Consider the following 17601-nt stretch of genomic DNA (forward strand, 5'->3'; position numbering starts at 1 on the left):
GACGCCGGGTTGCCGCCTTTGGGGGCCATCCGGCGTCGTGCTTCGGCCGTCTGCCGCCACAAGCGGGGAGGCCATCCGGCAGGACCATCTGCCGGACCGTTTCAAGCTGTATTAAGGGATCCCGACTATGGCTGTTGGTGTTTTCGATCTGTTCTCTGTGGGTATTGGCCCGTCGAGTTCTCATACTGTGGGGCCGATGCGTGCTGCTGCGGTGTTCGCTGGCGAGTTGCGTGAGTCCGGGGTGCTGGGTTCGGTGGCGGGGTTGCGGGTTGATTTGTATGGGTCGTTGGCTGCGACTGGCCGTGGCCACGGGACGATGACTGCGACGCTGTTGGGTTTGGAGGGTTACCACCCGGAGTTGATCCTGCCTGATGAGGTGGAGGAGCGGTTGGCTGCGATCGCGGAGACGGGTGTGCTGAATCTTGCTGGTGCTGGCGTTGCTGGTGCGGGGGTGCAGTTGCGGTATGCGGTGGAGGATATGGTGTTGCATCCGTTGACGGTGTTGCCGCGGCATACGAACGGGATGAAGTTTGCCGTGGTTGATGCTGAGGGCGCCACGTTGCGGGAGGCGACGTTTTTCTCGGTTGGTGGCGGGTTCATTGTCCGTGAGGGCGAGGAGGACGCGGCGCGGGCGGAGTTGGAGGAGACGAAGGCGGAGTTGCCGTTGCCGTTCCGGACGGCTGCTGAGTTGCTGGGCCGGTGTTCCTCGAAGGGGTTGGGGATCAGCGACATCATGTTCATCAATGAGCGGGGGTCCCGGTCCGAGGAGGAGATCCGGGAGGGGTTGTTGCATATCTGGCATGTGATGGAGGCGTGTGTTGAGACGTCCCTGAAGCGTGAGGGTGTGTTGCCCGGGGGGTTGAGGGTCCGTCGTCGTGCTCCGGACTGGCTGGAGCGGTTGTTGAAGGAGGACAAGGACCGTAACGATCCGAAGTATTGGCAGGAGTGGGTGAATCTGATCGCGTTGGCGGTCAATGAGGAGAACGCTTCCGGTGGGCGGGTGGTTACGGCGCCGACGAATGGTGCGGCGGGGATTATCCCGGCGGTGTTGTATTACGCGTTGCATTATGCGCCGGGCATGGACAAGGCCACCCAAAAGGATAAGGACGATGTGGTGGTGAAGTTCCTGCTGGCTGCGGGTGCGGTGGGTGTGTTGTACAAGGAGCAGGCGTCCATTTCGGGGGCTGAGGTGGGCTGCCAGGGCGAGGTGGGGTCGGCGTCGTCGATGGCTGCTGCGGGGCTGGCCGAGGTGATGGGTGGTACGCCGGGTCAGGTGGAGAACGCGGCGGAGATCGCGATGGAGCACAACCTGGGGTTGACGTGTGATCCGATCGGGGGGTTGGTGCAGATTCCGTGTATTGAGCGGAACGCGATCGCGGCGGCGAAGGCGATCAACGCGGCGAAGATGGCGTTGTGGGGGGATGGGACGCACCGGGTGTCGTTGGATGAGGTGATCGTGACCATGCGCGAGACCGGCAAGGACATGTCTTCCAAGTACAAGGAAACCGCGATGGGCGGCCCTGGCCGTGAACGTCGTCGAATGCTGAGTCTGTTCGCTGTCTGTCCCTAGTGCCATGCTGTATCCATGAGCGGGGGATACGATAAGGATTTTTTGCGGGCACGCGTTGAACTGCCCAGTCCGTCAGCAACGACGATTCTTTTGGACTACACGCACTTCTCCGTGCGCTTCCGGGCTCCCCGGAAGCTCGCGGCGATCGTGGGTGTCAACATCAGCGGCGGGGAACTGAGCCCTCTGGCCCGGGAAGGGACTTGGCATTTCGATGACAGGATCCCCAAGGAGCAGCAGGCTGGCCCGGACGTCTACAAAAACAATGCGTTCGATCGCGGCCACCTGGTTCGTCGCCTGGATCCCGTCTGGGGCGATCCGGCAACGGCCAAGAAGGCAAACCAGGATACGTTTGCCTTCACCAATGCCGCGCCGCAAGTGGACGACTTCAACCAAGGCAAAGAACTGTGGGTGGGACTCGAGGACCACGTGCTGGGCCATGCGGACGCGCACGATGCCAAGATAACCGTGTTTACGGGGCCCGTTCTTCTCGACGACGACCTCCCGTACAGGGGCGTGCAGGTTCCGCGGAAGTTCTGGAAAATCGCCGTATGGACGAACGACGCCAAGCTGGCCGCCGCCGGGTTTGTGCTGGACCAATCGCCATTGCTGGGCAAGGTTGAACTGAAGAAAGCGATCGATCAACGGCTCCTGGAAGGCGAACCGCCGCCCCTGGGGCCGTTCCGGACCTTCCAGGTTCCCATCGGACAGATCGCTGACCTTACCGGTCTGAGCCTCACCCGGCTGGCCAACGCGGACCGCCTTGTGAGCGGCCAGCGGGAACTCGGCAAGGAACCCAAAGCCATCAAGTTGGAGAGCGCTGAGCAGATCCGGCTGTAACGGCACGAGCTGTAAGGGCATGAAGGTCCCCATTACATGTGTCGTGGCCAATAGCTTCGTGACGCCCAAAGATGACTATTTCTGAGAATTCTCCAATGTTTCACCATTGAAATCCCAATAAATTGTCGCGCTTGGTGTTCCCGCGCAAGATGGCTATTTTTGGCATCATTACAGTTTCAGCCGGAGCTGTGGGGACGCCGGGAGGCAAAATGGCGCGGTATCCACTGGGTCTGATCGTGTTGGTAGTTGCATTGGCCGGATGCAGCGTCAATTCGCAGCCCGCCGGACTGGATGCGGCCTCCTTGCCTCCCGTGGACCGGGCAGCATTTAACGGCGTGCATGCAAAACTTGATCCGGCGACGGCGAGCATTTCTTTGCCCATGGATGCGTATGAAGCGACGCCCGATGAATCAATGCTCATAACGGCAGCCAACATGTACGTCATTGAAGATTGCATGAAAAACGCCGGTGTCATCATGCCGGAGAAGCACGGCGACCTGACGGTTAAGGCTGACCAATCGTATGGCGTTTGGGTTCCTGAACTTGCGGCAAAGTACGGGTATGACAAGCCGATCATCCGTACCATAGCGGGCATTTACGATTCCAAAACGAGGGAATCAGCAGACGCAAATGTGAAGAAGTACTTTGAATGCGATAATGCCACTATGTCCAGTCAGATACCTCCTTTCCGTAGCAGAATCGCGGGTCAGGACTCATTGCTGACGAACATTAGCAACGACTCGAATGCATTATCTGAGCGGGATCCTGAGTGGGGCAAAGCACGCGATGACTGGATTGCTTGCCTCAAAGAAGCCGGAATTTCAATGCGGCAGGATTCACCCGATGCCTGGGTTCCTTCATACCCTTCGGACAAGCAAGGCGAAATCAGGACAGCTGTACAAGACGCGGGCTGCAAGCAGGAAACGAAGGTAATGCAGCGCATCTCGGATATCCGGGCGCAGTATCAATCTGCCCTGATCGCCGCCAACCAAGCCGCCATGAACAGGCTCGCCGTTGACAAAACCGAGGCTCTGGCAAAAGCCAGGACGATTTTGCGGCAACACGGCAAGGGCGGCGCTTGATGCCGATGCAGCAGGACGCGGTAGTCAAGGTGCCGCGGGTTCCTCGATTCCGGCGGATCATTGGCTTCCTGGTCGTAGTCATGGCAGGAATGGCAGGTGCCTTCCTTGCCGGAGGTTACATAAAGTCACCCCAGTCTGCAGCCCTCGACTCCATCAACATTCCAGTCCAGGTGACCGCCACGGTGGAGCGCAGGGCTTTGGCGAGCACACTGGTCGTCCCCGGGAGCATGACTCCGGGAACGTCGACGGGCATCGCAGCATCAGTACCTTCAGGGACTGAACGCGCCGTCATCACGAGCATGCTGGTTGCCGTTGGTGACACGCTAAAGCCCGGCACGATCGTTGCGACTGTGTCCGGGCGCCCTCTTATTGTTATCTCAACGTCCGTCCCCCTGTATCGCGACCTCAAAGATGGTGACAACGGTCAAGACGTTTCCGCGTTGCAAAAGTGGCTTCAATCCATGGGGTATCTGCCCAGCATGACCGGAGTATTTGATAAGTACACCCAGGAATCCGTGGCGGCTCTGTACCGTGACGTTGATCAGCCAGCACCAAAATCCGACGACAAGAAGACCATGGTCCGGTGGAGGGAGTTTGTTCAAATTCCTGGTGATGAGGGCTCGGTGACGAGCATTGCTGCTTCAGGAGCCGTGCTGACGGACAATCTCTTGGTAGCAACAGTGCAAACTGCCCCGGACGTGGTGGTGGGACGGGCGTCCATTACCCAGGCTGAAGCTCTCAAAGCTGGCCAGGGCCGTCGCGCTTGAAGCCAGTGGTTACAACGCTCAGGGCGTCATTCAGAGCATCGGGGTTTTCGACCAAGGCAATGCGGAAAAGGGGACGCTTCCCGGAATGGACATCATCGCCTCTATTCCCGAGGACCCCAACAAGCCAAAACCCGGTCAGCCTGTCTCTATCAACGTGAAGGAGCCGGTCCAGGAGACCTTGGCAGTTCCCCTGACCGCCATCAAACAGGACGACACCGGGACGTACGTGATGGTGCCGAGTTCGAAAAAGGACACTGGTGAGGGCGCATCGGTGGAGAGAATTGACGTGACAGTGACGGGGCAGCGCGATGGCTGGGCTGCTTTGGCCGAGACATCGGACCTCGAGCCTGGAACCGCCGTCGACGTATCGTGAACATGCCAACGCCCGGCGGGATTCCCCTGCTCCGCTTGGAACGCATCGGGCGCTCCTATGGCGGAGCCGATGTACCCACCGCTGCCCTTCAAGATGTCAATCTTGAGATTGGTGAGGGTGAGTTTGTTGCGATCATCGGCCCCTCAGGCTCCGGCAAGTCAACACTCCTGAACATTCTTGGGCTGTTGGACCGCGCGTCAGAGGGCACGTACTTCATCAACGGTGCCGATGTGTCACTGATGGCGGAGAAACAGCGCGACGTGTTGCGATCGCGGATGTTTGGATTTGTCTTCCAAGCCTCGCATGTGATGTTGGATGAATCGTCAGCACGGAATGCGGCGCTCGGCCTCCGTGTTCAAGGTGTCCGCCACGTGGAGCGGGAGTTGCAGGTGACGGAGGCCCTGCGTCGGGTTGGGTTGCTGCACAGGACGGACGTGCCCGGCAAGAACCTCTCTGGAGGGGAAAGGCAACGTCTTGCCTTGGCGCGGGCCCTCGCGACCAGGCCCGGGATCCTGTTTGCAGACGAGCCGACTGGAAACCTGGACAGTGGCAATACGCAGAGTGTCATCGCGGATCTCAAAGCCTTGAATCAGACGGGCGTGACCGTCGTCGTCATAACGCATGATCCGATCGTCGCCGCCGCGGCAGACCGGCAGATCGTCATCAACGACGGACGGTTGGAAACGCCCGATGCACAGAGTTCGCAAGGCTCGGCCCATCATGAGGCCAGGGGTGGACGCCCGGATTCAGCTGAAATTCTCGCCGCTGCGCCTCTTGGGCGACGGCTCAATCTATTGGCGGACGACATCTATGATGCCTTGGCGTCCCTTACCTCCAGGACAGGTAAGGCACTCCTGCTCATTCTGGCGTTCATGCTGGGATCCGGTGGACTGGTTGCCTCGGTTGGACTTAGCCAAAGCGCCTCCGCGCAGGTTTCCGAGCGCTTGGCCGAAGCCGCATTGGATGAACTGCAAGCCTCGAGGAGTCCCTCGGGGGTTCAACCCGGAAACCCTGACCTCGCAGGTTTGCGGGATCAGCAGAACAAAATAGCGGCCCTTCATGGAGTCGTTGCGGTTGGTTTGCGCGTTGAGATGGCGACTTCCGAATTCCGACCCACACGCTTTCGGCCAAATACAGGCATCCAAGAGGACGACTTCGCGGGATCCCTCTTGGCCGTGGATTCCACGTTTCTGGAACTTAGCGAGGCCGTAGTTGAACCGGCCTCTGCGCTGTCTCTTCTGGACGAGTCCTATGGAAAGCCAGTGGCAATAGTGGGACAGGACACGGCCACGCGTTTGGGGATACCTTCTGCGGGCCCAGGCCAGAAAATTTGGATCGGTGGGCAGCCGGTTCCCGTCGTAGGCATACTCAGCCAGACCGGAAGGAACCCTGTTCTGGCAGACAGCATCATCCTGGGGATCGGGGCCCTACCCGTCCACTGCTTCTGATAACCCGGTATTTGTGGTCCGCACCCTCCCTGGGTTTCCAGCGCCACTGGCCGACGTGATTCCTTTAGCCCTCGACGCCGCCCATCCCGAGCACTTCACAGTAAACACCGTGGCCGACCTTCGCTCGCTCCGAAGAGGTGTGAACAATGATTTGGGCGTATTGATCAGTGTCATCTCCTGGGTGTTGCTCGCTCTTGCCTGCCTGAGCGCTGCTACATCCATGTATTTGACCGTGCAAACACGAAGATCGGAGATCGCTCTCCGTAGAGCCCTCGGTACGAGTCGCGCCAGCATTGCCCGGATGTTTATCCTTGAGGGCTTGCTGGTGGGATTGGGTGGGGGCCTGGCGGGGGGAGCGGTGGGGGTGCTCGGCGTCCTGGCCTTTTGCCTGAGCCAGGAGTGGACGCCGGTGCTGGGACCTGAATCAGTGTGGACTGGGATCGCTGCCGGCGCAGCTACCGGTGTTCTTTCTGCGGTGTATCCGGCTATTGCGGCGTCCAGAGCGGATCCGGCGCAGGCAATTCGCGCCTAGCTCGAACGGGCAACTCACGGAGAGTCAAGCTATTTTCCTACGCCCGATAGACTTGGGGCTGCATGTCCGCATGCGCACTTGCTTCTGAGCACCGATTTGAACACTGCACCAAACCCCTGAGATTGGACACGGCCACCTTGCGAGAATTTACCGCCCGCTTTGCCACCGCCGAGGAAATCGATAACTGGGACAAGCACGTCACAGCCAACCCCAATGGCGGCAACATGCTGCAGTCGGACGCCTATGCGGCAGTCAAGGATGGCAACGGCTGGTTGGTCCGCCGCTTGGTTCTGGAGACCTCCGAATACTCCAGCTACAACTTGCTTCTTGAGAAGAAGTTCCCTGTCCTGGGCCGCCTGTGGTACCTGATCAAGGGCCCGGACGCCGCCTCTGTGGATGACATCAACCCCATGCTGACCGCAATCGCTGCGCTGGCCCGTGAACAGAAGATGAACGTCTTCACCATCAAGATCGAGCCCGACGTCGTGGACTCGCCTGAGGTGGCGGCTCAGCTGAAAGCCGTGGGCTTGGTTAAGGCGCCAAATATTCAATCCAACGACTCAACAGCGCTGCTGGATATTTCGGCCCCTGCCAACGAAGTGTTGCGGAGCATTTCATCGCGGGCACGCAACGCCGTCCGCAGGGCAGAACGTGAAGGATGCGAAGTTCTCCCAGCTGAGCCTGGCGAGGAGACCTACCGCAAGCTCTACGCACTGATGCAAGACACCGTGAACGCCAAGGGTGCCATGCCGTTGCGGAGTTATGAGTACTACTCCCGTTTCTGGCACGAATTCTGCAGCCGCGGGCAGGGGCACTTCTTCTTTGTCCATGAGGACGGTGCACCCAGCGTCGGTGCTTTCGTTATCAACTATGGCTCCAAGGCAACCTACAAGGATGGCGGCTCCACGCAGAACCGCAAGCAATACGGTGATTCGCATTTGGTCCAGTGGGCAGCTATCCAGCGGATGCAGGATCTGGGCTGCGTTGAGTACGATTTCTGCGGCACGCCACCTGCCGCCCGGATCAAGGACAAGACCCACCCACTATTTGGCATGGGCTTGTTCAAGACGAGTTTCACCAAGACCGTTACGGACTTCGTAGGCTGCTACGACCTCGTCCTCGGACGAATCCGGCATAAGCTCTGGCTCAAGGGTGCCGAACGCGTCTTCCGCCGGCTGGAAACCATGCGCACCGGCGGACAGTTCTACTAAGAACCGGCACCAACCCAACACACTTCAGGCCCGCCCCGGCCACCAACGGGTGCAAATCTATCTAGGTGAGGTAATTTCTTTGACTCCGATTGAGGCTGGAACCGGCATGGAATTCGTGATTCTCAATGACGCTGATTTCGAGACATTCGCAAAGGGACACCCGCAAGGCAGCTTCATCCAGTCCGTAGACCTGGCGCGGTTCCAGCGTGCCCGCGGCCAGGAAGTGGAGCTCTTTGGCGTAACCCGCGGCGGCAGCCTGATTGCCGCCGGAAAGCTCGTCTACACAGCCAACCGTTTTGGCTACAAGGTCTGCGACTGCGCAAAGGGACCACTGCTGGACTACAACGACGCCGAAACGGTGCGGTTCGTCGTCGAGCAGTTGAAAAAGCATGCGGCCTCCAAGAAGGCTGCTGAGCTGCGGATCTCGCCAAACGTCAAGTACATCGCCCGCGACGAGGACGGGGCGGAGCACCCGGAGGTTGAGGACAACCGTCCACTGCTGAAGGAACTGGCAGGGTTGGGCTTCAAGCACCAGGGCTTTGACATGAATTTCGCGAACATCAATTGGATGTTCGTCAAGAAGCTGGATGGGATCGCCGATTCCGAAGAGCTCATCATGGGCATGAATTACCGCACGCGCAAGGCCATTCGGAAGGCCGAAAAGAACGGCGTTTACCTGGAGCAGGCCACGCTGGAAACGCTGGACGACTTCTACAACGCGCTGAGCACGGCCGGCGACGAAAAGGGCTTCACCTACCGCGAGCGTGAATACTACGAAGGACTGCTCCGCAATACCTCGGATGAGTTCACCAAGCTCATGATGGCCAAGATCAATATCCCCGAATACCGGGCGTCCATCACCGAGCGCCTGGATGCCGAAGCCAAGACCCTCGCGGACCTCAAACGAGAGGTCGAGGAAACCGGGAGCAAGAAGAAGGCCAACCGCGTCAAGGTTGTCCAGGATCTCGTGGACAGCTACGAGCGGAGCCTGAAGGACATCGAACGCTTCCCCGACTCGGTCGGCGTGGCTACGGTTGCGGCAATCCACTTCGCATGCTCCGGCGATGAAATCGTGTGCGTGATCGGCGGCACTGTCCAGGACTACATCTACTTCAACGGGGCAACGTCGCTCTACTGGGGCATGATGCTGCACGCGCTGAACAACGGCTACTCGCGCTACAACTTCTATGGCACGTTCGGCATTCAGGGCCAGGATGAAACCGGTCACGGCGGCTACGAATTCAAGAAGGGCTTCGGCGGCGAAGTGGTCCAACTGGTGGGCGACTTCGTTGCACCGGTGAATCTGCCGGTCTTCACTGCTTACCAGGCGGTCAGGAAGCTTGCAGCTGCCGCCAAGACGGTACTGGCAAAATTGCCGGAGCCCGGAAACCTGCTGAGGAAATTTCGGGGGAAGAACTAATCAACGAAGCCAAGGGAGGAACACTGCGTGACTGAACGCCCTGAGGGCTCCGGCGGCAGGCCTCACACTGACGGCTTGCCCAAGACCCAGCCGATGCGGCCATCGCAAATCCGGCAGAACGCCAATGCCAAACGCATGCTGATGCGCTTGGTGCAAGGCGATAGTCCGCCCACAGCCCCCATGAACATCGTGGACCGGCTCGCGGGAAGTCCGTACGCCAACCCAACTATCCAGGTTGTCGGCGTCGACGCTTCAGCGCGCAAGACCATCGACTTCGCCCTGCATCTGGCCGAAGTCATGTTCCGCTACGGCGCAGGTGCCCTTGAAGTTGAGACGAGCATGATTGCCGTGACTGCCGCTCTTGGCTTGAAGAACGTTGAAGTGGACATCACCAACCAGTCGGTGGCCATCAACTATGCACCGAAGGACCAGACCCCCATCACGTTGTTGCGCGTGGTGCGCTCGTGGACCAACAACTACGCCGGCCTGGCCCAAGTGCATCAACTGGTCACGGACATCGTGGCCGGAGGCGTTGGCCGCGACGAGGCAGTCCGTCGACTCAACGACATCGTCCGGAGCGCCAAGCCCTTCCCTCGCTGGATGGTAACCGTTGCCTTCGCTGTGTTCGCCGCGGTGTTCGTGGGCGTACTGGGCGGCGGTCCGGGCGCTTCAGCCCTGGCATTTGGCTCCAACTTGCTCATCAGCCTGGTTGCGCGTCAATTGAGCCGGTGGCGCACCCCGGACTTCTTCATCACCCTGTCGTGCTCGTTCCTGGTTACATTTATCGCCCTCATGCTGCGTTGGGCTGGCGCGGACATCGCTCCGTCCATTGTGGTTGCGGGCGGGATCCTGTTGTTGCTTCCCACAGGCAGGCTGGTGTCTTCCGTTCAGGACGCCATCAACGGCTTCCCCGTCACGGCCGCCGGACGATTCCTCTCCACGTTGCTCACCTTCGGCGCGATCGTCGCCGGCATCGCCGTCGCGGTTGTGGTGGGGACCCTCATGGGCAGCGAAGTCCTGGACGTCACCAAAACATTCCCGGACGCGTATCCTTTGTGGGGCCAAGCCATCCTGATCGCGATCGCGGTGGTAGCTATTGGGGTCACCGAACAAACACAGATGCGTTTGTTACTCCCGACGGCGGCAGTCGGCCTGGTTGGCTTTTTCGTCTTGTGGGGGGCTACTACGGCCGGGTTTGGCGACCGCTTGTCGCCGGCAGTTTCGGCTGTGGCTATCGGCCTGCTGGCTCGGGTAGTGGCGCTGAAACTTGGTGCTCCCCAACTTGTGGTGGCTGTTCCGGCCGCGCTGATTCTGCTGCCCGGCCTGACCATATTCCGTTCGATGTATGTATTGACCATCGAGGAAGCGGACATTCTGCAGGGCGCGGGGGGCATGTTGAACGCAGGCGCGATTGTCCTGGGAGTGGCAGCAGGCATCGTGCTGGGCGATAACCTGGCGCGGCCGCTTACGAAGGGACTATCCAGCAACGAGCGCCGCAGGGTACGGCGCCGCTAGATCTGTCCTACGGGGAGCTTCTTCTCTGCCTGGAACACTTCCTCTACCCGGCCCTGTGCCCAGTAGCCGGAGAGTGAAACCTGCGAACGCTCCAGGCCGCGCTGGGTGAAGAAGATCTGCCGCAGGCCCTTCATGTAGCCCCTTTCGCCATGCGCAAAGACATCTACGCGGCCGGGCAGCCACTGGATTTCGCGAAGCGCGTCCAGCAACACCTCGCTTGATCCGGCGGGCACTCCGTTGCGCTGGAGCCATCGGAGTTCCAGGCCGGCAGGAGCGGCGATAGGCAGGATGTCCTCGGCGCTGTCCACCTCAAGGAACGCATATCCGCGGGCTTCCGGGGCGAGGGCCTCTATGCAGGCTGCGATGGCTGGAATCGCGGCGTCATCGCCGGCGAAGAGGTGCCAATCGGCGTCGGGCGCGGGGTTGTAGCCGCCGCCGGGGCCGGTAAAAATCAGGGAGTCTCCGGGTTCTGCTGCCGCCGCCCAAGGCCCTGCCAGGCCCTCGTCGCCATGGACTACGAAGTCAATCGCCAGTTCGCGTTCTTCAAGGTTCACCCAGCGGATGGTGTACGTCCGGGTGTGCGGCCATTGCTCACGTGGCATTGACTCGCGGATGCCCCACAGGTCCAGCGGAAGCTGGTAATCAACGCCGGGCTGCGGAAAAACTATCTTGACGTATCGGTCCACGTATTCGTTGTTCGCGTAGTCGCTGAACCCTGGGCCGCCGGCGACGATCCGCACCATGTGGGGTGAGAGCCATTCTTTGCGCAGGACGGTCAGGTTAACCTGCGGACGCGTGTTCCGGGTGGCGGACGAGGTAACGGGGAGAGCAGCCATGTAGGCAAGCCTAAGCTAATTCGTTGGGTGCCACCTGCGTATGAGTCGAAGGTTACAAGATGGGTAGTTCCCAATTGACGGGCTCTGCGCCCTGTTCCCTCAACAGTTGGTTGGTGCGGCTGAAGGGCTTGGAACCAAAGAAACCACGGGATGCTGAGAGGGGACTCGGGTGCACTGACGTGATTGCCGGTGTGCCATCCAGCAGCGGCATGACCGCTTCGGCGTCCTTCCCCCACAGAATCGCTACCAGCGGACTACGGCGTCCCGCGCCGTCGGTGCGATGGGCTACCGCCCTGACGGCCGCCGTCGTGATTGCCTCCCAGCCTTTGCCGCGGTGTGAGCCGGCGTTTCCCGCTGCGACGCTAAGGACGCGGTTCAGCAGCAAGACGCCTTGGTCCGTCCAGGCTGTGAGGTCGCCATGGATGCGCGGCGGGAGCCCAAGGTCGTCGTGGAGTTCACGATAGATATTTGCCAGGCTCCGGGGGATCGGCCGCGTATGCCGCGAGACGGCAAAGGAAAGCCCGACGGCGTGTCCCGGGGTTGGGTACGGGTCCTGGCCAAGGATGAGTACTTTGACGTCGGCCAGTGGTCGGCAGAAAGCCCGGAGCAGGTTGGTAGCCGGGGGTAGGACTTGGATCCCTTGGGCAGCCTGACCCGCAACAAAGGCCAAAGCTTCACGGAGTTGGCCTTCCACGGGTCGCAAGGCGTCCGCCCAATCCGCGGCCATCAGCTCTTCCAGGGGTCGGTCAACAAGCTCGTCGAAGCCCGGATCGGCAACGCCGGCAGGTTCCAGGTCAAACAGTGCATCCTCGCCAGTCACCCTGTCATTGTCCCCTCCATGGCATCGGCGGTGCGAATGACAGCGTTGTTATTCGCCCGTAACATGGGTGTAGGACATTTTCCCCCAACCAGCGTCAAGGAGTGTGCCGTGGCAGAACCAGCACCGGAACCAATGGCGCCGCAGTCTACCGGTTTGGCACTTGAAGACCTGGCGGCAGAGACCCGCAGCGACTCACCTTTAAGTGACCGTGATCAGCAAATGTTGGCCTTGGAGCGGCAATGGTGGAAGTACGCCGGCGCCAAGGAACAGGCGATCCGTGAGCTCTTCAATCTCTCCGCCACCCACTACTACCAGATCCTGAACGCACTTATCGATACCGAAGATGCGTTGGCCCACGATCCCATGCTTGTGAAGAGATTGCGTAGACTACGTACGTCGCGCCAACGTGCGCGGACAGCGCGCCGCCTGGGGTCCGACGCGTAAATCGCCCGGCTGATAGTCAGCAGCAACCAGCAAGGACAAGGCTTCACCATGACCAAATTTGCCAAGGATGAATTCGACCGGGTCCCACAGAACAGCTCCCGGCAGGGTGTTCACCGTGACGCCCAAGAGACAGCCCGCCCCAATTTGTGGCCGGTCTTGACCGTCGGAGCCGTCGCACTGGTGCTGGGACTCGTCGCTTTCCTTATACTTCCGCGGCTTGGCCTGGTTGCCCCCGGTGCGTCCGCAAGCGTTTCGACGCCGGCGCCCCAGCAGAGTGAAACTTCCCCTTCGGCTGCACCTACCGAATCAAGCAACGCGCCCATCGCTTCCGGTGAGCCGAGCCCGGGCACCACACCTTCCGGCGAAGCCTCGGCAACTCCTTCTGCTGCACCGGTGGACAAAACCGTTGCAGTTGCCGTCTACAACGGCACGGCTACGGCCGGGCTTGCGAGCCGAGTCGCAGGGCTGGTCCAAGGCGATGGCTGGACGCTGGGAACTGTGGGGAACTGGGGAGGCCTGCCGCAACAGTCTTCCGTGGTCTTCTACAACGTTCCCGGCCAGAAGGCGAACGCAGAAGCGCTGGGCAAGCTCCTGGGTATTTCCGCCGTTGTTGAATCTCCTGAAATCCAGCAGCCGCTGGTTGTTGTTGTGGGACCTGGCTACCAGTAGTTCCGCCGATCTTCGAGCATTTTCCCGGGGTTCCAGCCTCGAAAGTGGCAACTCGGTTAAGCCTCAATAACAAAAGTCATGGTGGACCCCTCCGCAGCAGCGCGCGGCGAGTGACTGTGGTTACAGTGGATTGATTCCGGTCCGGAGATCCCGGCAACCGGTCTTGGCTACTGTGAAAGTGTGGGCATCATGGCTTTGGGAACCGTCAAATGGTTCAATGCCGAAAAAGGGTATGGATTCATCACTGTGGATGACTCCGGCGACGACGTCTTCGTGCACTGGTCCGCGATTCAGATGGAAGGCTTCCGCGCTCTTGAGGAAGGCCAGCGGGTGGAGTTCGAATTAGGCGAAGGCCAGAAGGGTCCGCAGGCCGAAAGTGTCCGCGTTGCATAGTCCCCTCGGCCGTCGCGTCAGCTAACGGCTGAAACCCCTTTGTTTATAGCGCAAAGTGGCGCTTCTGCTTGCACTCTCCCCGGTCGAGTGCTAATTATTGATTTAGCACTCCTACGCTTCGACTGCTAACTGCGGCCCGGTTTACGCCGGCAGCAGATGGCTCCCGGAACGTCAGGAGGATCAAGAAACACCTTGGTGGGGTGAGGTCCGGAGCGCGGGGCATACAGAGGCCGCAAGCAAAGGACCGTCCGTCGCGGGCACCCTATCTGACAGGTTCCTTCTTAACGACTGTCCCGAAAGGACTACCGCCGTTATGGCCAAGATCATTGCATTTGATGAAGAGGCACGCCGCGGCCTCGAGCGGGGCCTGAACATCCTCGCCGACGCCGTCAAGGTCACCCTCGGCCCGCGTGGACGCAACGTCGTCCTCGAAAAGAAGTGGGGCGCCCCCACGATCACCAACGATGGTGTTTCCATCGCCAAGGAGATCGAGCTGGACGATCCTTACGAGAAGATCGGTGCTGAGCTGGTCAAGGAAGTTGCCAAGAAAACGGATGACGTCGCTGGCGACGGTACCACCACCGCTACGGTTCTCGCCCAGGCACTGGTCAAGGAAGGCCTGCGCAACGTTGCCGCCGGCGCCGACCCCCTGTCCCTGAAGCGCGGCATCGAGAAGGCCGTCGAGGCCGTCATCACCGAGCTGCTCGCCTCCGCCAAGGAGATCGAGACCAAGGAAGAGATCGCAGCTACGGCTTCCATCTCCGCCGGCGACCCGGAAATCGGCAGCCTCATTGCCGAGGCCCTGGACAAGGTGGGCAAGGAAGGCGTCATCACGGTCGAAGAGTCCAACACCTTCGGCCTGGAGCTCGAACTCACCGAAGGCATGCGCTTCGACAAGGGTTACATCTCCGCTTACTTCGTCACCGACGCTGAGCGCCAGGAAACGGTCCTCGAAGACCCGTACATCCTGATCGTGAACTCCAAGATCTCCAACGTGAAGGAACTTGTCACGGTCCTGGAGAAGGTCATGCAGTCCAACAAGCCGCTGCTGATCATCGCTGAAGACATCGAGGGCGAGGCCCTGGCCACCCTGATCGTCAACAAGATCCGTGGCACCTTCAAGTCTGTTGCCGTCAAGGCTCCGGGCTTCGGTGACCGCCGCAAGGCACAGCTCGCCGACATCGCGATCCTCACCGGTGGCCAGGTCATCTCGGAAGAGGTCGGCCTCAAGCTGGAGAACGCCGGACTGGATCTCCTCGGTACCGCCCGCAAGGTTGTCGTTACCAAGGACGAGACCACCATCGTTGAAGGTGCCGGCGACGCCGACCAGATCGCAGGCCGCGTTGCCCAGATCCGCGCCGAAATCGAGAACTCCGATTCCGACTACGACCGCGAGAAGCTGCAGGAACGCCTGGCCAAGCTGGCCGGCGGCGTTGCAGTCATCAAGGCCGGTGCCGCAACCGAGGTTGAGCTCAAGGAACGCAAGCACCGCATTGAGGACGCTGTCCGCAACGCCAAGGCTGCTGTTGAAGAAGGCATCGTTGCCGGTGGTGGCGTTGCCCTCATCCAGGCTGGCGCCAAGGCATTCGCCAACCTCACCCTCCAGGGTGACGAAGCAACCGGTGCCAACATCGTCAAGGTTGCCATCGATGCTCCGCTGAAGCAGATCGCCTTCAACGCCGGCCTCGAGCCGGGCGTTGTTGCAGACAAGGTTCGCGGCCTGCCTTCCGGCCACGGCCTGAACGCTGCCACGGGTGTCTACGAAGACCTGCTGGCTGCTGGCGTCAACGACCCCGTAAAGGTCACCCGCTCGGCTCTCCAGAACGCTGCTTCCATCGCTGGTCTGTTCCTGACCACCGAAGCTGTAGTTGCCGACAAGCCTGAGAAGAACGCTCCGGCTGCCGGTGGCGACGACATGGGCGGCATGGGCGGCTTCTAAGCCTCCTAAGCTGTAGCGTCACGCTTTAGAGCAAACGACGGCGGTCCTCACCATTTGGAGGGGGCCGCCGTCGTTTGCGTCCGCGCCCAAGTAGATAGCAGCAGATGCCCTTTTCAGCGCTCAAAAGGGCATCTGCTGCTACTGGGTTGGGTGCTAGCACGCTTTCAGTGTCTGTGCGGTCTGGCAGGATTGAAGGCATGACGATTATTGCTGCCGCCGATGGCTCTGCCCTCGGCAATCCCGGGCCGGCCGGTTGGGCCTGGTACGTTGACGATTCCTGTTGGCGCGCCGGAGGTTGGCCACACGGCACCAACAACATGGGCGAGCTCATGGCTGTCCTGGACCTGTTCCGTTCCACGGCCCACATACCGCAGGAAGAACTGCTGATCCTTTGCGACAGCCAGTACGTCATCAACTGCATCACCAAGTGGATGCCCGGGTGGAAGCGGAAGGGCTGGCGGAAGGCTGACGGAAAGCCCGTGCTGAACGTTGACCTCCTCAAGGACATCGACCAAGCAATCGTCGGGCGCAAATACACGTTTGAATGGGTCAAGGGTCACGCCGGACATGACCTCAACGAGGCAGCAGACGAGCGCGCACGCGCCGTAGCCACCGCCTTCCAGCAGGGCACGGCAGCTCCTATCGGACCGGGGTTTACGGGCTCACACCAAGTCTCGGCCGAACCTGTTCCTGCCGCAGCGGCCGCTGGCACCGGGGCGGTTCCTACAGCCGGATCCGTACGCACAGCAGGGGCCGTTCCCACGACCACTCCAGTTCCGCCGGCCAGAGCCGGGCGCGGATTCCAATCCCACTCGGAACCCACCCTGTTTGGGGAGTCGGGTATCTTCGGCCAGCCGGATCTTTTCAGTGAACTGGACGAGGATGCGTCCGCGCGGGAATTGCCCGCGGAGGAAGTCGTGGTTGCCCTGGAGCGCGAACTCCTGCGCCCCGATGTGAGGACTGACATCGGCAGGATTGGAGTATTGCTTCATCCCGACTTTGCCGAGATTGGCAGCTCCGGTCGCTTCTGGACCCGGGACGCCATGATGGTCGCCCTCGAGGAGGACCCCGGCGAACCGATTGAACTGGAAGTTCTTAGCGCCGATCGCTTGAGTGAGAACACGATCCTGCTGAACTACCGCAGTTTCGCGCACTCAGGTTCGGCCCTCCGCAGTTCCGTTTGGCTCCTGGACCGAGGCCAGTGGCGGCTCCGATTCCACCAGGGAACCCCCGAAAACTGACCAAACAGGGAGCAAACAGGAAGCACAGCAGGGGAAGTACAGCTCAGGCAGCAACGGGCTTTAATGACCTGCGGGGCGGCTGCACAGGGGGAAGACAGCCGGCCCCGCAGGAGCTTATAGCTAGCTGGACCGCGAATGTAGCTTGATCGTGGAGACCCTAGTAGGCGAACCGCTGCGTGTTGCCCTGCTCGACTTCGAGGTAGCTTGCGGCTGCCGACGCCAAAGCCATGTTGATGGAAGCCAGTGAAGCCTCGACTTTGTTTTGCGTCAGGGACCATTCAAGGACAAGCGATTGGAAGTTGGTTGCCGCGGAGCCTTTCCACGTGGCTTGGAGCTCGTCCAGTCCTAGTTTCATGGCTTGCACGTCCGTGCTGATGCGGTCAACGGTTGCTTTGACGTTGGACGACTTGAGCTGAAGGAGCTCTGTGTCGACGGAAATGACGCTCATGGGTGATGCCTTTCGACGATGATGTTCCGCTGCTCGCGGCGGTGTGCGTGGCCACA

General features: G+C 60.5%; 17 protein-coding genes and 1 pseudogene. 15 read left to right on the forward strand and 3 right to left on the reverse strand.

The window, feature by feature from the left end; all coding sequences use genetic code 11:
- Positions 1–127: 127 nt before the first annotated feature.
- From LDP01_RS14940 to LDP01_RS14985, 10 genes and pseudogenes are all read left to right on the forward strand, one after another.
- Positions 128–1547: pseudogene (locus LDP01_RS14940) on the forward strand (L-serine ammonia-lyase).
- A 38-nt stretch (positions 1548–1585) separates the two neighbouring features.
- Positions 1586–2407 carry a DNA/RNA non-specific endonuclease gene (locus LDP01_RS14945; RefSeq protein WP_224093626.1) on the forward strand — a complete coding sequence of 274 codons (822 nt, stop codon included), beginning with the start codon at positions 1586–1588 and terminating at the stop codon, positions 2405–2407.
- A 131-nt stretch (positions 2408–2538) separates the two neighbouring features.
- Positions 2539–3489, forward strand: coding sequence for a hypothetical protein (locus tag LDP01_RS14950; RefSeq protein ID WP_224093627.1), 951 nt, complete (start codon positions 2539–2541; stop codon positions 3487–3489).
- The gene (locus tag LDP01_RS14955) at positions 3489–4256 is read left to right on the forward strand and encodes a peptidoglycan-binding domain-containing protein (protein WP_224093628.1); all 768 of its coding nucleotides are present in this window, start codon (positions 3489–3491) and stop codon (positions 4254–4256) included. Before LDP01_RS14950 ends, LDP01_RS14955 begins: the two co-directional genes overlap by 1 nt.
- Positions 4257–4341: 85 nt before the next feature.
- Positions 4342–4629 (forward strand): efflux RND transporter periplasmic adaptor subunit, encoded by a 288-nt coding sequence (locus LDP01_RS14960; RefSeq protein ID WP_224093630.1) that lies wholly within the window; start codon positions 4342–4344, stop codon positions 4627–4629.
- A 2-nt stretch (positions 4630–4631) separates the two neighbouring features.
- Complete coding sequence (locus LDP01_RS14965) at positions 4632–6077, forward strand: ABC transporter ATP-binding protein/permease (protein ID WP_224093632.1); 1446 nt, start codon at positions 4632–4634, stop codon at positions 6075–6077.
- Positions 6078–6132: 55 nt separating this feature from the next.
- On the forward strand, positions 6133–6609 hold the full coding sequence (locus LDP01_RS14970) for an ABC transporter permease (protein ID WP_224093634.1): 477 nt from the start codon (positions 6133–6135) through the stop codon (positions 6607–6609).
- A gap of 122 nt (positions 6610–6731) precedes the next feature.
- On the forward strand, positions 6732–7820 hold the full coding sequence (locus tag LDP01_RS14975) for a lipid II:glycine glycyltransferase FemX (RefSeq protein WP_224093636.1): 1089 nt from the start codon (positions 6732–6734) through the stop codon (positions 7818–7820).
- Between the two features lie 106 nt (positions 7821–7926).
- Positions 7927–9240 (forward strand): peptidoglycan bridge formation glycyltransferase FemA/FemB family protein, encoded by a 1314-nt coding sequence (locus LDP01_RS14980; RefSeq protein WP_224093637.1) that lies wholly within the window; start codon positions 7927–7929, stop codon positions 9238–9240.
- Positions 9241–9267: 27 nt separating this feature from the next.
- Positions 9268–10755 carry a threonine/serine exporter family protein gene (locus LDP01_RS14985; RefSeq protein ID WP_224093640.1) on the forward strand — a complete coding sequence of 496 codons (1488 nt, stop codon included), beginning with the start codon at positions 9268–9270 and terminating at the stop codon, positions 10753–10755.
- Here LDP01_RS14985 and LDP01_RS14990 read toward each other — a convergent pair.
- Together LDP01_RS14990 and LDP01_RS14995 are read right to left on the reverse strand one after the other, a co-directional pair.
- Positions 10752–11591 carry a siderophore-interacting protein gene (locus LDP01_RS14990; protein WP_224093647.1) on the reverse strand — a complete coding sequence of 280 codons (840 nt, stop codon included), beginning with the start codon at positions 11589–11591 and terminating at the stop codon, positions 10752–10754. The genes LDP01_RS14985 and LDP01_RS14990 overlap by 4 nt on opposite strands.
- A 52-nt stretch (positions 11592–11643) precedes the next feature.
- The gene (locus LDP01_RS14995) at positions 11644–12411 is read right to left on the reverse strand and encodes a uracil-DNA glycosylase (RefSeq protein ID WP_224093648.1); all 768 of its coding nucleotides are present in this window, start codon (positions 12409–12411) and stop codon (positions 11644–11646) included.
- Positions 12412–12519: 108 nt separating this feature from the next.
- On the opposite strand from LDP01_RS14995, the gene LDP01_RS15000 reads away from it, so the two are divergent.
- From LDP01_RS15000 to LDP01_RS15020, 5 genes are all read left to right on the forward strand, one after another.
- Complete coding sequence (locus tag LDP01_RS15000; RefSeq protein WP_396133470.1) at positions 12520–12855, forward strand: DUF3263 domain-containing protein; 336 nt, start codon at positions 12520–12522, stop codon at positions 12853–12855.
- Between the two features lie 48 nt (positions 12856–12903).
- Positions 12904–13524: a LytR C-terminal domain-containing protein gene (locus LDP01_RS15005; RefSeq protein ID WP_224093649.1), complete on the forward strand. Its 621-nt coding sequence runs from the start codon at positions 12904–12906 to the stop codon at positions 13522–13524.
- Between the two features lie 189 nt (positions 13525–13713).
- The gene (locus tag LDP01_RS15010; protein WP_216926027.1) at positions 13714–13917 is read left to right on the forward strand and encodes a cold-shock protein; all 204 of its coding nucleotides are present in this window, start codon (positions 13714–13716) and stop codon (positions 13915–13917) included.
- Positions 13918–14230: 313 nt separating this feature from the next.
- On the forward strand, positions 14231–15856 hold the full coding sequence (gene groL, locus LDP01_RS15015) for a chaperonin GroEL (RefSeq protein ID WP_224093650.1): 1626 nt from the start codon (positions 14231–14233) through the stop codon (positions 15854–15856).
- 197 nt (positions 15857–16053) lie between these two features.
- A complete protein-coding gene (locus LDP01_RS15020) occupies positions 16054–17097 on the forward strand; it encodes a ribonuclease HI family protein (protein ID WP_224093657.1) in 1044 nt (347 codons plus the stop codon).
- Between the two features lie 157 nt (positions 17098–17254).
- Here LDP01_RS15020 and LDP01_RS15025 read toward each other — a convergent pair whose 3' ends face one another.
- Positions 17255–17545 carry a WXG100 family type VII secretion target gene (locus LDP01_RS15025; protein WP_224093660.1) on the reverse strand — a complete coding sequence of 97 codons (291 nt, stop codon included), beginning with the start codon at positions 17543–17545 and terminating at the stop codon, positions 17255–17257.
- Positions 17546–17601: the final 56 nt, after the last annotated feature.

It is taken from the genome of Arthrobacter sp. StoSoilB13, from assembly GCF_019977255.1.
Classification (GTDB): Bacteria; Actinomycetota; Actinomycetes; order Actinomycetales; family Micrococcaceae; genus Arthrobacter.

Excerpts from the sequence above, each read along its gene's own strand:
- LDP01_RS14990 (WP_224093647.1), bottom strand. The coding sequence starts at position 11,591 with ATGGCTGCTCTCCCCGTTACCTCGTCCGCCACCCGGAACACGCGTCCG.
- groL (WP_224093650.1), top strand. The coding sequence starts at position 14,231 with ATGGCCAAGATCATTGCATTTGATGAAGAGGCACGCCGCGGCCTCGAG.
- LDP01_RS15025 (WP_224093660.1), bottom strand. The coding sequence starts at position 17,545 with ATGAGCGTCATTTCCGTCGACACAGAGCTCCTTCAGCTCAAGTCGTCC.
- LDP01_RS15020 (WP_224093657.1), top strand. The coding sequence starts at position 16,054 with ATGACGATTATTGCTGCCGCCGATGGCTCTGCCCTCGGCAATCCCGGG.
- LDP01_RS14955 (WP_224093628.1), top strand. The coding sequence starts at position 3,489 with ATGCCGATGCAGCAGGACGCGGTAGTCAAGGTGCCGCGGGTTCCTCGA.
- LDP01_RS15010 (WP_216926027.1), top strand. The coding sequence starts at position 13,714 with ATGGCTTTGGGAACCGTCAAATGGTTCAATGCCGAAAAAGGGTATGGA.
- LDP01_RS14965 (WP_224093632.1), top strand. The coding sequence starts at position 4,632 with ATGCCAACGCCCGGCGGGATTCCCCTGCTCCGCTTGGAACGCATCGGG.
- LDP01_RS14945 (WP_224093626.1), top strand. The coding sequence starts at position 1,586 with ATGAGCGGGGGATACGATAAGGATTTTTTGCGGGCACGCGTTGAACTG.
- LDP01_RS14960 (WP_224093630.1), top strand. The coding sequence starts at position 4,342 with ATGGACATCATCGCCTCTATTCCCGAGGACCCCAACAAGCCAAAACCC.
- LDP01_RS15005 (WP_224093649.1), top strand. The coding sequence starts at position 12,904 with ATGACCAAATTTGCCAAGGATGAATTCGACCGGGTCCCACAGAACAGC.
- LDP01_RS14980 (WP_224093637.1), top strand. The coding sequence starts at position 7,927 with ATGGAATTCGTGATTCTCAATGACGCTGATTTCGAGACATTCGCAAAG.